This is a genomic window from Saccharothrix australiensis, assembly GCF_003634935.1.
GTDB classification, from domain to species: domain Bacteria; phylum Actinomycetota; class Actinomycetes; order Mycobacteriales; family Pseudonocardiaceae; genus Actinosynnema; species Actinosynnema australiense.
Genome location: NZ_RBXO01000001.1, coordinates 4,995,776 through 5,009,726, shown reverse-complemented (window position 1 = coordinate 5,009,726; position 13,951 = coordinate 4,995,776). Strand labels below are relative to the sequence as shown.

The following is a 13,951-nucleotide window of genomic DNA, read 5'->3' as shown; positions in this document are numbered from 1 at the left end:
GAGCGCCCGGTGCGCTTGATCGACCTGTCGTCCCCGGTGGACGCCGAGTTCTGGGAGCCGGACCCGGTCGAGCACCGGGTCCTGACGCCCGCCCAGGGCGCGCGGCACATGGCCGACGAGATGCGCGAGCACCTCGGCCTCGACTTCGACCCGGCGGTCCTGCCCGACGGGGAGTTCCTCAACAACGACACGTTCACCCTCACCGTGCACACGGGCACCCACGTCGACGCGCCCGCGCACTACGGGTCCCGTGCCGCCTACGGCACGCCGCGGACGGTCGACCAGCTCCCGCTGGACTGGTTCTGCCGACCGGGACTGCTGCTGGACCTGCGGGACGAGCCGCCGGGCGCGGCGGGCCCGGACGCGCTGGAGCGCGCGTTCGAGCGCGCCGGCGCGCGGCCCGCGCCGATGGACGTCGTGCTGCTGTGGACGGGCGCCGACGTGCACCTGGGCACGCGGAAGTACTTCAGCGAGTTCACGGGCCTCGACGGCGACGCGGTGCGGCTGCTGCTCGACGCGGGCGTGCGGGTGATCGGCACGGACGCCTTCAGCCTCGACGCGCCGTTCCCGATCATCATCGAGCGCTACCTCGCCACCGGCGACCGGTCGGTGCTGTGGCCGGCGCACTTCGCGGGCCGGGAGCGCGAGTACTGCCAGATCGAGCGGCTGGGCAGCCTGGGCGCGCTGCCCGCGCCGACCGGGTTCCGGGTGGTGTGCTTCCCGGTCAAGCTGGCACGGGCCGGGGCGGGGTGGGCGCGCGCGGTGGCGATGCTCGACTGACGGCGCGGCGACGACGTGCGACTGCTGGTTGGCGAACGGGTGGTGGTGCGGATGCGCGAGGTCAGCGCGCTGGTCCCGGTCGGCCGATACGAGCGGTGCACACGCCGCCGGGTCCGGGACTTCGCGTTGCGGCGCCCGGTCGAACCGCTCGGCCCGGCCCGCTCCGAGGGCGACCGGACCGTGCTCACCGCCGGCGAACTCCGACGCCGTGGTGACCGTCTCGGTGACGTTGTCGGTGCCGGTGGCCGCGACCGCGTCGACGATGAACACCTCGACGTCCACATCGGCCGGCACGGTGCCGGCCTTCCCCGGCCGGGCGACCGACACCGCCGTGGACCCGACTCGGGCGCGTTCCGCCCTCTGCGCGACGGCCAGGTCGGCCGCCGCGCCGCCCGGCCAGGTCACCTCCGGGACACCCGCCTGCGCGAGCCCGGCCCCGACGTCGCCGGGGCCCTGCGCCCCCACCTCCTGCCGCGGTATCCCGACCACGGGCGGTCGACTATTCCAAAATAGTTTGGAAGTCACCGCGCGGCGCACGCGGGTTTGTCCCGGACCGCTTTTTCGTTGCCCTCGACCGCCTACCGGGTCACGAGGACGCGCCAGCGGTCGGGCAGCGGTGGCAGGGCAATGCCTTCGAGGCGGATGAAGCGCTGCTCCCAGTGCTGCCCGCGTCGGGCGTACCGGTCCACCAGCGCGGCGGCGGAGAGCCGGCCGACCAGTGCCGCGACGACGACCGTCCAGGCCGGAACGCCTTCGGGGTGCGACTGGAACAGGGCCGTCGCCGGCAGCACGAAGAGGGCCAGTTCGTACGCGATCCGCAGGACCCGCACCAGACGCGGTCGTGGCTTGTCGGCGCGCAGCGCGGCGAGGGTGTCGGCGGGGTCGGGGCCGTGCTCGCGCAGCCGGGCGACGTGCCGGGCGCGCTGATGCGCTTGGTGGAAACCGTCGACGAGCGCATTCGCGCCGTTGATGCCCAGCGCGAAGCCGGCGGCCTTCGTGAGCCACGTGTCCGGCCCGACCCCGATCACGGCTGCCGCCGTCAGCACGTCCAGAGCGCCGGACACGGGCACCGACCAGAGGTCACGCCACAGCAGCCCGCGCGGCAACGACCGCCGGCGGGCCGAGGCCACCTCCGGGCGTAAGGCGATCATGTTGACCACCTCGTCACGGGCCCGCCGAACCTCGTCCTCCATCCCCGCCCCCTTCGTATCGGACGCGGATTTCCCGTCAACGAGGCACGGCAAACCAACGAGGAGACGCACCCGGCCCGACGCGCCGGCGGATTTCCGCCGTGCGCCACCGAACGCGCTTCAAGCTTCGTCCGGCCGGTCCGGGTTCGCGTTCTCAGCAGCTCGACCGGTCGACGGGGCGGTGTCGAACGCCAGCGCGTCCATCAATCCGGTGAACTGCGGTTCGACATCGGCATCGTCGTCGAGATCCGGCGGGTGATCTGCTCGACCAACGCCATCGAAAGCGTCAACGCCCGCATCCGCCGCGCGGTGAAGGCCCGCGCGGTGAAGGCCCGAGGCCCCCTTCCCCAACGCGCAGGCCGCGCTCACCTGCGTCTACCTCGCGGTGATGAGCCCGGACCCGACCGGCACCGGCCGCAAACGCTGGACGATCCGCTGGAAGCCCGCCCTCAACGCCTTCGAGATCGCCATCGACGGCCGCCTGGCCACCGGACGCAAGCAACCCACTTCAACCCCAGTTGCACCGCTCGCTCGCTTGACAGACCCGTTGTCGGCAGGCACAGGGTCAGAGTGGATCTATTGCGAGGGCCGGTGGGATTCGGCGATGAGCTTGAGGATGGCTTGGTGGTTGGCCTCGACCACGTCCTGTCCTGCTGTGGATGGGGGTGTGGCCGGCGTGGGAGGTGGCGTGGTTTGCCGTAGTTGTCGTCCGCAGTCGTCTGTGGCGCGGATGACCGACTCGGATGCCCACGGGGACGGCCAGCACAGGATCAGGTAGTCCTCGCCCGGGTCGGTGTGAACCTGGTCGTAGTGGCGGTCGCGGCCTCTCGCGTGCACGCGCAGCCGATAAGTGCCTGGACCCTGGGTGCTGAGCAGTGGTAGTGCCGCGGGTGCGCCGTGCTCGTGGGAGTCGACGCGCAGTCCACCGCGGGGGGCGGTGACGCTGATGTCGACGATCTCCTCCCACGAGGTCTCCGCGGGCACGGCCGGTTCGTCGGGTGTGGTGGCCGCGTGCACGCGGACGTATCCCTGGCTGATGCCGGTGTAGATCAGTGCTCCGGCGGGAAGGGCGCGGACCAGGCCGTTGGACCAGCCGCCGGGTGTCATAGGCAGGTCTCCGTGGTCGAGCACGGCGAACCCGTGGTCGATTACGTGCAGGGGGTACCAGTGCTCGGTCATGGCTGCCCCGCTTTCGCTGCCGGGTGGTGGGATGTTGTCCGTGCCGGGTGTCGCCTGGGGCGGCCTCGCCGCGGCGGCGCGGGCTTGACCCGGACCGGTGATCGACCATACCGATCCGGGTCAAGCCCGCGCGGTGGGGTGTGCTCAGGTTCGTCTGCGAAGGCTGTCGGTGTAGGCCGTCATCCGATGAGCACGCGGAACGGGTCGCCGTCGAGGACCCGCCAGGAGCGGAAGAACTGGGTGTGGATGCCGCCTTGAGCGTTGTTCTCGGTTGCGGTAATCATGCAGACGCTCACACCGGTGGGGCCGGTCCCGCTGGGCAGGCCGAAGTTGCAGCCGGTGAAGGTGCGTCGGGTGCCGCCCGCGCTGAGCCCCTGGTAGCTGACGGCGGGCGGGTACTCGTCGCAGCTGAGCCCCGAGATGCTCGGGGCGTCGCCGCAGGCCAGGTTACGGTTGGTGTCCTGCACCGCCTGGTTGGTCGTGCGCGTCAGCGGCGCGGCGAAGGTGGCACCGGGGAGGCCCGAGGCTTGCGCCCGTTCGACGTGCGAGGCCAGTGACGGGTAGGAGCTGCGGGTGTAGGTGGCCGCGGCCGCGTACCACGGCACCACGCACCCGGTCGACGTCGTGCCCGCCGTGGCGTTGTCGCACCGGATCGGGGTCATCTCGTAGCTGATGCCCGCCGGCGTGTAGGCCCCATTGAGGAAGGTCAGGTTCCACGAGGTGACGCAACTGCCCACGGCGCCGGCGGCGGTCGCGGTCGTGTCGAAGGCGGACTCGCCGTTTTTGAAGGTGTTGAGCGGGAGTAGCGCCTGGGCGGGAACGACGAGCTGCGTCGGACGCAGCTCCCCGAGCCTGTCGCGTCACCCTGCACCGTGGCGTTGAGCGCGTCACCCCAACCCTGGTACGCCGAGACTTGGATCTGGTGGCCCCAGGTGGGCAGCGAGGTCGAGGCGTAGGCGTAGGGGTAGACGTTCATCAACGCCTCACCGGTCGGCGTTGGCACACCGTCGACGATCCGCTCGGTGTAGTACCTCAACCGCGTCACCTCGCACGCACCGATCCTGGTCGCCCAGATTCCCGTGTACGGGTTCTGGGAGCAGTACTCCGGGAAGGCCACGATCGCCTGGGACGACATCTCCGTCGGGGGCGTCGTGAGGTCGGCCTTGTCGGGAACCGTTACGTCCAGGCAGGCTCTGTGTACGCCATCCGCTGCGGTCGCACAGTTCTCTTCGTCGGTTCGTACCCGGCTCTGCAACACCTCGGGTGCTCTGGCCGCGTCCTTGATGGACGGATCGGTGAGCGAGCCCTCGGAGTGCGCCGCGCCTACGGGCGTGCGCGACGATGGCGCCTCCTGGGCTGAGGCCCCTGTCACCATCGTGGCCAGGCTTCCGAACAGGGCGAGCGCGATTATCACGCCACGACGAAGCTTCATCGAACGAGACACTCAAAACCCCTCTGTCCAGCATAATGAATTCGATAAGGGCAACCCGAGAAACCGCTGTCGATGTCGACAACGGCAAACTGGCCGTGACCTCACTAAATGCGGATGACCCCGTCGAACCGCGATCGTTCGATCTGCCCCCGCCGGTTCCCCGTGCCCTGAGCCAGCGGATCGCCACCGGCCGCGTTCGATACTCGCAGCGCCCATGAATCGTCCGCCACCGCCATACCGGTGGACCAGGAGCAGCAGCACGGCGTGTAGGCGTGAAACAGTTGGAATCACTCACGCTACCTGCCGGGTAGGTCCAGAAGTGACTGCGGACACATTGACCTGAAGGTGTGGAAGGGTTCACAAGGCTCGCGGACGCCTCGAAAAGTTGGATCGAGTTACGACATCGGTCCTATTGACACGCTCAATCTCGTGCGATCTGCCCGCTTGTCCTGCCATAGGTCGGCGTCAATTTCGGCAGGCAAGTCCTGGAAACTCCCAAGTTGCAGTTCCGTGGATCTTTGTCGTGCGTGTCCGGATTTCCGTGTGGACTGATTCGCAGTTCGCGTACACAATCTTTTCGGATACCTTGCACACAAGGCGATTCAACTCTTCCAACCTGGGCATCGAATTTCCCCGAGTATTGAGTCGAAAGTGATCGTCTTCCGGTAGGTTGATCGCTCATGATTGAGGTCGAGGGTGCGCATCGGTTGTCGCCTGCGGAGCGTGAGGTGCTGCGGTTGCGGGTGGCAGCGGCTGCCTTCACGGTGGTCGTTGCGCTTCTCCGACTACGCCGGAGGTAGCGGAAGCCGAAGCCGCGTGTTCACTCGGCGGTCGAGCACTGACGAACCGTGTCAGGACAGGGTTTCTCCACTGCGAGCCCTGTGCTTGCGAAAAATGTCGTCCGTGCAGGCCAGGCGGGTCGTTGAGGAGTCCGCCCAGTCGCGGTCGTCGGCGGAAGTCGAGTCGGGTGATCGCTGCTTGATCGGTGACGGCTGGTGGCAGCGTGCGCAGTGATCGGGCGTTGGCGATCGTGGCCGGTTCGTTCGCCCGGATGCGGGAGTACGAGGACCGGGTCGCCGCGGCACGCAAGGACTGGATGACCCCGGAGCCGGCCGAGTTCTTCTCCGGACCGGAGTTCCGGAGAGAAGCTCGACGGTACGACTACGACATATCGGGGTGTGCGTGAGGTGACAGTCCGGCTCACCCGCAGTTGCAGCGGAGACGCGCCCGAAGGGCCTGGGCACGGTGTCTCGGCGCTGTTCGAGTCGATGAGCCACGTGGGCGGTGCGATCGCGATCGCGGTCTACATGACCATGCTCGGAGCCGGGTTCGACTACGAACCGACCGAGCTGCTCGGTGTCGCCGTGGTGGCGGTGGGCGCGGTGGTCGCGTTCACCGTCTTGCCGGGCAGGCGCGCCGATCCCGCCCCGCGCCCGTCGGCCGACAGCCGTCCGGGTGGCTGATCCACCGCCACCGCGGTCGGCACATCGTGGAGTCGCGCAGCAGTCGGTCGAACCCAGCGGACACGCCCAAACTTTCGACGGGACGAGTGCGAAGGTCGAGGTCCCCCTGGTAGCTCGGTGGCTTTCCAGACGGGGTCCGCGGGCCGCACCGGCGTCCGATCGGGTGGACCGGGACTTCACCGCGCCGGCGCCGGACCGGTTGTGGGCCACCGACGCCACCCGGCTCCGCACCGGCGAGGGCGCCTTCCGGCTCGCGGCCGTGCGCGACGCGTTCTCCGACCCACCGAACTCCTCGGAGCAGCTGGTTCCACCGCCTGGACCGGCCATGGATCTGTGCTCAGGACCGGGTGGTTCGTGGGCCGGCTACTGGTTGCCGGTGAATGCGAATTCGATCCAGTTGCCGAACTCGCACGCCAGGTGCCAGCGGTGTCGGTTGATCATGTGCGGGGCGGTGAACGCCGGGAACTCGACGCGCAGGCGGGCGTGGAAGCCGTCGGGCTCGTCGCGGAACTCGTGGCGGACGCCGCCCATGAGGTGGCCGCGCCCGTCGCGGGCGGCACCGGACAGGTCGAGGGGGAAGGCGGGGTCCCTCGGTGTCACCAGTGAGGCCGTGTCGTCGTAGTCGACGAAGAAGCGGGTGGCCAGGGGGCTGCCGCCGGTCGTTTCCACCACTTCCTGCCGGCCGCCCTCGGCGGTGTCGATGAGGAAGTGGTCGGGGTTCGCGGCGATCATGCCGCGGGTGTAGTCGGCGCGGTCGGTGTCGGCGAACCAGCGGACGAAGTCCTCGGCGCTGCCGCCGGTGACGTGGAGGTCGCACACGCTGGTGGCGCGGTGCCCTCGGGACAGGCGGGTGGCCGTGCGGGCGATCGTGTCGGCGAGGCGGGTGTCGCGGTGGAGGCGGCGGCGGATCTCGTCCGCGCCGAGCGCCAGCTTGCTCTCGGCGAACGCCGCCCGACGGCGGGCCGGGCTGCCGCCGGGGACGGGGAGCCCGATCTTGCGGGCCGCCTTGGGCAGGCGGGCCGCCTCCCAGGCCAGGACCTCGTCGCGGGCGACCCACCGGCCGTTGATCAAGGTCCGGATGGCGGGGGCGTTGGGCATGGGATTCTCCGACGGTTGTGCGGTTGCGGTTCGTGCGGGTGTCGGACCGGTCGCGATCGACGCGGGGATCGGTGCACCATCATGTGGACCGACGGGGGTGTCGGCATCACGACCGCAGGTGCGAAACCACCATGGGTGAACTCCCGGTGGTGCCGGGTTCGCCGGCGCGGGGCAGCAGGAGCGCGACGACGGCCGCCAGGGCGAAGAACCCGGCGCACACCACGAGTCCGCCGCTGAACCCGACGACGCCGGCCAGTCCGGCGAGGGCGAAGGGCGCGAACGCCGACGCGCCGCGGCCGACGTTGAAGCAGAACCCGGCACCGGTGGCGCGGGCGCGGGTGGGGAACAGTTCCCCGAGGTAGGACCCGAAGAGGCCGAAGAAGGCGGTGAACGCGCCGAACAGCGGGCCCAGCCAGAGCAGGGCGGCCTGGTGGGTGGTGAGGGCGTAGACGGGCATGGTGAGCGCCACGCCGACGAGGGTGAGGACGATCGTCCGGCGGCGACCGAACTTGTCGGCGAGCAGGCCGAAACCGTTGTAGCCCAGGAACATCCCGAGGTTCAGGATCGTGATGAACAGCGCCACGGCCTCGGCGGGCAGGCCGCGGGTGGTGGTGAGGTAGGTGGGCAGCCACGTCGTCGCGCCCCAGTACCCGGTCAGGGCCAGCGCGGCCATCAGGGTGCCCAGGAAGGTGGTGCGGCGCAGGGGCCCATCCAGCACGTGGCGCACGGAAACCGCGCCGACGGGGTGTTCGGACCGTTGTGCCGTCCAGCCGACCGACTCGTGGAAGAAGAAGGCGACGACGAGAACGGGGAGGACGGCCGCCGCGCCGGCGACGAGGAACATCAGCCGCCAGTCCGGCAGGAACCAGCCGGAGACGGTGGCGGCGAGCGCGCCTCCGGCGGGGAAGGCGCTGATCACGAACGCGGCGGCGCGGCCTCGGCTCCCACTCGGCCACGTCTCGACGACGTAGGCCGACACGACGCTCCACACCGCGCTCAGCCCGATCCCGGCGAGGAACCGCAGGAGCAGGAAGACCGGGAAGCTCGGCACGACCGCGAGCAACGCCGTGAACGCGCCGAAGACGACCAACGACGCGATCAACGCCTTCTTGCGACCGAAGTTGTCCGCGACGTAGCCGCCGGTCACGCTGCTGACGCCGATGCCCAGCAGCGTGGCGGTGGCGAGGAGTCCGCCCCGGGTCACCGACAGGCCCAGGTCCCTGCCGGATCGCCGGCAGCGCCACGGACAGCAGGACGATCTCCAGCGCGTCGAACAAGTAGGCGAGGAAGCACCCGCCCAGGACGATCCAACGAGTACGTCGCATTTTCGCACCTCTACGTCGAGTTGCAGGCGAAAGCGGCCGGGACCGCCGGCCGGGTGGGCGGTGCCGGAACGGTCCGTCGAGGACGGGGAGGGGTCAGCGGCCGTTGCGCAGGCGGAGCACCGTGAGGACCCGTGCCATGTCGGCCTCGCCGAGCCCGGCCGCGGTCGCGTCGTCCAGGACGGTGCGGGCGGCCCGGACGCCCGGCAGGTCGAGTCGCTTGGCGCGGACCAGGTCGAGCGCCAGCCCGAGGTCCTTGCGGATGAGGGACACCGGGGCGGCGACGCCGGCGGTCTCCGGCGAGAGGTAGGCCGTTTCCTTGTAGCCGACGTACGGTGCGCCGGCCGCGCTGGTGCGCAGCACGTCGTAGAAGACCTTGGGGTCGAGTCCACCGGCCTCGGCGACGAGCAGCCCTTCCGCGACGCCCTGGTTGAGCGTGGCGAGCACGGCGTTGACCGCGAGCTTGGCCACCGACCCGGAGCCGACCGGCCCGGCGTGGAACTGGGCGGAGGTCATCGCCCGCAGGACCGGGCGGACTCGTTCGAACTGCTCGGCGGTGCCTCCCACCATCGTGGTGATGGCCGCGGTCCCGGCCATCGACACGCTGCCGGACACCGGCGCGTCGACGACGTCGACGGGCGCGGTGCCGGCCAGCTCGCGCACGAGTTCCGGAGCGACGGTGCCCATCACCACGTGCAGGTGCCCTTGCGCGGCTGCGGCCAGCCCGTTCACGACGAGATGCCGGGTCGTGGCGCCGTCGGGCAACATGCTGATCGTCAGCGGTGCGTCCACGAGCCCGGTCGCGGAACCCAGGAGGGTCACGCCCTCGGGCGCGCCGTCCGCGTAGGGGTCGTAGGCGAGCACGGTGTGGCCGGCGCGCGTCAGGTTGGCTGCCATCGGCCGGCCCATCCGGCCGAGACCGGCGAATCCGATCAGCACGGTTTCCTCCTGGGATTGCGTGGTCGCGGTGCGGGATCCCTCGACAACCGGTGCGTTGACGAGCCCTGTGCGAGGCCGGGGTCGACGAGCACCTTGCCCTCGACGTGACCGGCTGCCAGGCGGTCGAGCGATTCGCCCAGCCGGTCGAGTCCGACCGGGGTCTCGGCGAGTTCGGCGCCGAGCTGTCCCCGGGCGAGGATCTCCAGCGCCACGGGCAGGTCGGTGTCGCAGATGTGCGCGAGCGTCGTGTCGAGGGTGATCTCGCGGTAGACCATCGACCGGACGTCCAGCGCGGGTTGGCGCTCGGGCACGCCGACGGCCAGCACCCGACCGCCGTCGGTCACCGTGCGCAGCGCCGCGGCCAGCTGCCCCGGTGCCCCGCTGGCCTCGACGACCACGTCGGGCGCGCCGCCCAGCGCGTCCACCACGTCGGCGTCGAGTGTCTCCGACGGTGGCAGGACGTGGTCGGCGCCGAGCCGCGACGCCCGGTCGAGCCGCCTGCCGGGGTGGTCGACGACCAGGACCTCACCGGTTCCGAGGTGCTTGAGCGCCGCCAGCACGAAGGACCCGATCGCGCCTGCGCCGATGACCACGACGGTGTCGCCGTCGCGGGCGCCGGAACGGCGGGCGGCGTGGACCCCCACGGCCAACGGCTGTGCGAGTGCGGCGTGGTCGGCGGACAGCCCCGCGGGGACGCGGCGCAGTGTCCTGGACGGTGCCGCGACGAACTCGGCCATGCCGCCGTGGACGTTGAGGCCGAGGGTCCGGTAGGCGGCGCACTGGTTGGTGCGCCCCTCCCGGCACCGGCGGCACCGCCCGCACCAGATGCCCGCGCCGCTCGCGACGAGGTCACCGACCGCGAGGTCGGACGTCGGATCGGCTTCGACGACCTCGCCCACGAACTCGTGACCGGGGATCAGTGGTCCAAGGTGACCGCTGACGGGATGCCTGCGTGCGGCGGGGAACGTCTTCGGACCGGATGTCCACTCCGCCGCGTCGGTGCCGCGGACGCCCGAGCGCAGCACCCGGATCAGCACCTCGCCGGGGCCGGTCGTGGGCACCGGCACCTCCTCGACGCGGATGTCGCGGGCCCCGTGATACAGGGCGGCCCTCATCGTTCGTGGCATGTGGCGGTCTCCTCGGCGAGACGGACGTCCGGCATCGGCTCCGACGAACTGTACAGTAGCACTTCACATGTTCACCCCGGAAGTGGTGCCGACGCAGGCCGCACGGCCGCCATGCACAATCGACACGCACGGTCGCGTGCAGTAGTGCCGAAGCGATGGAGGACGGGGACGGGGAATGAGCGCCACGGCGAGCACGGACGACGCGGGACGTCAGCCGGCATCGGAGCCCGGGGGCGTCGAACCCGCCGACGGCGCCGCGCAGGACCGGAACGCGCGAGTCGGCCTGCGCCTGCGCGCCGCCCGCGAGGCGGCGAAGATGTCGCTCCGGGAGATGGCCCGCCGCGTCGGCCTTTCCCCCAGCTTCGTCTCGCAGGTGGAACTGGGGCGCGCCGCCCCGTCGGTGGGAACGCTGTACGCGATGGTGCGCGAGCTGGGCTTGTCGCTGGACTCCCTGATGGCCGGTGACGCCGGATCGCGCCACGCCGGCGTGGTCCCCGCCCCTGGCGCGGAGGGACCGTCGCAGGTCGTGGCGCTGCCGGAGGTCGGTGCCCTGCCCGGTCTGCAACGGGCGGGAGAACGGCCCGACCTGTACCTGAACGGGGTGCGGTGGGAGCGCCTGACGCCCGAGGACGACCCCGACGTCGAGTTCCTGCGGGTGACCTACCCACCGGGCACCGAGTCGTGCCCGGTGGACAACCTCATGAACCACGGGGGCAAGGAGTACGTCCACGTCCTCGCCGGGCGTCTGGAGGTGCAGGTCGCCTTCGCGCGCCAGGTGCTCTTCCCCGGCGACAGCCTGAACTTCGACTCGTCGATCCCGCACCGGCTCAGCAACCCGTTCGACGAGACGTGCGTGGCGATCTGGTTCGTCGTCGGCCGCCAAGGACGGCCTCGGCACATGTCCAGTATTGATTGACAGGAAGCGAAGGCGCGCCTACCGTCGGCGTTGACATCGACAATCGCCGCCGGGGGAGCACCCAGATGACGCAGCACGTGCCGGCCGACGTAGCCGCCGCGAAGGCGCGGATCCTCGAACTGGAGGCCCGGCGGTACCGGGCCGTGGTCGACGCGGAGTTCGACGCGTTCCGCGAGTTGTGCCACCCGGACCTCGTGTACACCCATTCCGACGGCAGCCGGGACTCGATCGGGTCCTACCTCGACAAGTGCGCGTCGGGCCACTACGTCTACCACCAGGTGGACCACCCGGTCGACGACGTCCTGGTGACCGGTGACACAGCCGTCGTGGTCGGGCGGATGAACGCGAGCATCACCGCGGGCGGCAAGAGGAAACGGCTGGTCAACAACTCGATCGCCGTGTGGGTCAGGGAGAACGGCACGTGGTTGTTGCTCGCCTACCAGCCCACTCCGCGCCCCGACGCGGCTTGACCCGCCGTCCACTTCCACCTCGCGAGGACACCGTGCTGGAATTCGCACACGACACGCTCGCCCAACGCGTCCTGTTCGCGTCGGGCAGAGCCGCCGAGAACCTGCGTTCCGAGGTCGCCCGGTTCGGCAGCCCCACCGTGATGGTGATCGCGGACAAGCCGGAGACCGCGGCGGCGCTCTGCCGGGGTTTCGAGCCTGCGCTGGTGCACACCGACGTGGCGCCCCACGTGCCGGTCGAGAAGGCGGAGGAGGCGCGGGCCGCCGCGCGGAACCACGGCGTCGACCTGCTGGTGTGCATCGGCGGCGGGTCGACGACCGGTCTGGCCAAGGCCGTCGCGCTCACCAGCGGCCTGCCGGTCATCGCCGTGCCGACCACGTACGCCGGCTCCGAGGCGACGCCGGTGTGGGGCCTGACCGAGGCCGCGCGCAAGACGACGGGCGTCGACGCCCGGGTCCTGCCCGCCGCCGTGGTCTACGACGCGACGCTGCTCGCGACCCTGCCGGTGGAGTCGAGCGTCGCGTCCGGGCTCAACGCGGTCGCGCACGGCGTCGACGCGATGTGGGCTCCCCGCACCGACCCGATCAACCAGGCGCTCGCCGTCGAGGGGGTCCGCGCGCTCGCGGCCGGTCTCCCGGTGGTCAAGGCCGATCCCGGCGACCTGGCCGGACACGAGCAGTGCCTGTACGGCGCGTACCTGTCGGCCGTCGCCTTCGCCTCCGCCGGTTCCGGTCTGCACCACAAGGTCTGCCACGTCCTGGGTGGCGCATACGACCTCCCGCACGCCCGGACCCACGCGGTCGTGCTGCCGCACGTCCTCGCCTACAACGCGCCCGCCGCACCGGAAGCGGCGCGGCGCATCGCATCCGCGCTCGGCGCCACCGACCCGGTTCGCGGGCTCGCGGCGCTGCGCCGCACCCTCGACGCACCCGTCGCGTTGCGGGACCACGGGATGCGTGAGTCCGATTTGGACGAAGCCGTGGATCTCGTCCTGCCCGTAGTGCCGGAGTCGAACCCGCGTCCGGTAACGAGGGAGTCCCTGGCCGCGCTGCTGCGCAACGCCTGGACGGGAGCCGACCCCGCGGAGGAGCCACGACCATGAGCACCGACCACGACGAGCAGGCCAGGCGCGAACGCGCGCTCACCGACCGGGTGCTCGCCAGCTTCTCGGGCACCGAGGACGACCGGCTGCGTGAGCTGATGTGCTCGCTCACCGAGCACCTGCACGCCTTCATCCGCGAAGTCCGCCTCACCCAGGACGAGTGGGCCAAGGCGATCGGGTTCCTCACCGCCGTGGGGCACATCACCGACGACCGGCGGCAGGAGTTCATCCTGCTGTCCGACGTGCTCGGCGCCTCCATGCAGACGGTGACCGTCAACAACGAAGCCGTCGCGGGGGAGACCGAGGCCACGGTGTTCGGGCCGTTCTTCGTCGACGACGCGCCGGAGGTCGAGCGGGGCGGCGACATCTCCGGCGGTGCCCGGGGGCAGCCGTGCTGGGTCGAAGGACGGGTCACCGACGTGGCCGGCCGTCCGGTGCCGGGCGCGCGGATCGAGGTGTGGGAGGCCGACGACGACGGCTTCTACGACGTGCAGTACGCCGACGGCAGGGTCGCCGCGCGCGGCCACCTCCACACGGACGAGCACGGCGGCTACCGCTTCTGGGCCCTGACGCCCACGCCCTACCCGATTCCGCACGACGGCCCGGTCGGCGGGCTCCTGCGGGCGACGGGCCGGTCCCCGATGCGCGCCGCGCACCTGCACTTCATGGTGAGCGCGGCGGGGATGCGGACCCTGGTCACCCACATCTTCGTCCGGGGCGACGACCTGCTGGAGCAGGACGCGGTGTTCGGCGTCCGGGACTCGTTGGTCGAGGACTTCGTCGAACAGCCCGCCGGAACACCGACCCCGGACGGCCGCGACCTCGGAGACCGGACCTGGGCCCGCGCCCGCTTCGACATCGTCCTGGCCCCCGGAACCCCGTGACGGCGGCTGGGCCGTTCGGCCCGGCCGGTGCGGGTGGCCGGGTGCCGACCC

The 13,951-nt window shown here is 71.0% G+C and carries 14 protein-coding genes and 1 pseudogene; 8 read left to right on the top strand and 7 right to left on the bottom strand.

Annotated elements, in window-relative coordinates; all coding sequences use genetic code 11:
- Positions 1–9: 9 nt before the first annotated feature.
- Positions 10–780, top strand: a complete 771-nt coding sequence (locus tag C8E97_RS21310; protein WP_121007282.1) for a cyclase family protein — start codon at positions 10–12, stop codon at positions 778–780.
- Between the two features lie 578 nt (positions 781–1,358).
- Here the strand turns inward: C8E97_RS21310 and C8E97_RS21300 are convergent.
- Complete coding sequence (locus C8E97_RS21300) at positions 1,359–1,973, bottom strand: hypothetical protein (protein WP_121007280.1); 615 nt, start codon at positions 1,971–1,973, stop codon at positions 1,359–1,361.
- 237 nt (positions 1,974–2,210) lie between these two features.
- On the opposite strand from C8E97_RS21300, the pseudogene C8E97_RS21295 reads away from it, so the two are divergent.
- A pseudogene (locus tag C8E97_RS21295) lies at positions 2,211–2,451 on the top strand (transposase); the annotation flags it as partial.
- Positions 2,452–2,546: 95 nt separating this feature from the next.
- Here C8E97_RS21295 and C8E97_RS21290 read toward each other — a convergent pair.
- Positions 2,547–3,149, bottom strand: a complete 603-nt coding sequence (locus C8E97_RS21290; RefSeq protein WP_121007279.1) for a hypothetical protein — start codon at positions 3,147–3,149, stop codon at positions 2,547–2,549.
- Between the two features lie 179 nt (positions 3,150–3,328).
- Positions 3,329–3,886, bottom strand: coding sequence for a NucA/NucB deoxyribonuclease domain-containing protein (locus tag C8E97_RS21285; protein WP_121007278.1), 558 nt, complete (start codon positions 3,884–3,886; stop codon positions 3,329–3,331).
- A 1,698-nt stretch (positions 3,887–5,584) separates the two neighbouring features.
- Between C8E97_RS21285 and C8E97_RS34795 the strand changes: the two genes are divergently transcribed.
- Both C8E97_RS34795 and C8E97_RS21275 read left to right on the top strand, forming a co-directional pair.
- Positions 5,585–5,767 carry a hypothetical protein gene (locus tag C8E97_RS34795; protein WP_170211939.1) on the top strand — a complete coding sequence of 61 codons (183 nt, stop codon included), beginning with the start codon at positions 5,585–5,587 and terminating at the stop codon, positions 5,765–5,767.
- Positions 5,768–5,858: 91 nt separating this feature from the next.
- Positions 5,859–6,044, top strand: coding sequence for a hypothetical protein (locus tag C8E97_RS21275; RefSeq protein ID WP_121007277.1), 186 nt, complete (start codon positions 5,859–5,861; stop codon positions 6,042–6,044).
- A gap of 363 nt (positions 6,045–6,407) precedes the next feature.
- Here the strand turns inward: C8E97_RS21275 and C8E97_RS21270 are convergent, their stop codons facing one another.
- The 4 genes from C8E97_RS21270 to C8E97_RS21255 all read right to left on the bottom strand — a co-directional run bounded on the left by C8E97_RS21270 (position 6,408) and on the right by C8E97_RS21255 (position 10,530).
- Positions 6,408–7,142: a hypothetical protein gene (locus tag C8E97_RS21270; RefSeq protein ID WP_121007276.1), complete on the bottom strand. Its 735-nt coding sequence runs from the start codon at positions 7,140–7,142 to the stop codon at positions 6,408–6,410.
- 106 nt (positions 7,143–7,248) lie between these two features.
- Complete coding sequence (locus tag C8E97_RS21265; protein ID WP_281275449.1) at positions 7,249–8,475, bottom strand: MFS transporter; 1,227 nt, start codon at positions 8,473–8,475, stop codon at positions 7,249–7,251.
- Positions 8,476–8,560: 85 nt separating this feature from the next.
- The gene (locus C8E97_RS21260; protein WP_121007275.1) at positions 8,561–9,403 is read right to left on the bottom strand and encodes an NAD(P)-dependent oxidoreductase; all 843 of its coding nucleotides are present in this window, start codon (positions 9,401–9,403) and stop codon (positions 8,561–8,563) included.
- On the bottom strand, positions 9,397–10,530 hold the full coding sequence (locus tag C8E97_RS21255) for a zinc-dependent alcohol dehydrogenase (RefSeq protein ID WP_121007274.1): 1,134 nt from the start codon (positions 10,528–10,530) through the stop codon (positions 9,397–9,399). Before C8E97_RS21255 ends, C8E97_RS21260 begins: the two co-directional genes overlap by 7 nt.
- Before the next feature lie 175 nt (positions 10,531–10,705).
- Between C8E97_RS21255 and C8E97_RS21250 the strand changes: the two genes are divergently transcribed.
- The 4 genes from C8E97_RS21250 (at position 10,706) to C8E97_RS21235 (ending at position 13,900) form a co-directional block, all read left to right on the top strand.
- Positions 10,706–11,446, top strand: a complete 741-nt coding sequence (locus C8E97_RS21250; RefSeq protein ID WP_121007273.1) for a helix-turn-helix domain-containing protein — start codon at positions 10,706–10,708, stop codon at positions 11,444–11,446.
- 65 nt (positions 11,447–11,511) lie between these two features.
- Entirely contained in the window at positions 11,512–11,916 is a 405-nt protein-coding gene (locus tag C8E97_RS21245; protein ID WP_121007272.1) for a nuclear transport factor 2 family protein, read from the top strand.
- Positions 11,917–11,948: 32 nt separating this feature from the next.
- Entirely contained in the window at positions 11,949–13,016 is a 1,068-nt protein-coding gene (locus C8E97_RS21240; RefSeq protein ID WP_121007271.1) for a maleylacetate reductase, read from the top strand.
- Positions 13,013–13,900, top strand: a complete 888-nt coding sequence (locus C8E97_RS21235) for a dioxygenase family protein (RefSeq protein WP_121007270.1) — start codon at positions 13,013–13,015, stop codon at positions 13,898–13,900. The genes C8E97_RS21240 and C8E97_RS21235 overlap by 4 nt, the downstream gene beginning before the upstream one ends.
- Positions 13,901–13,951 lie beyond the last annotated feature (51 nt).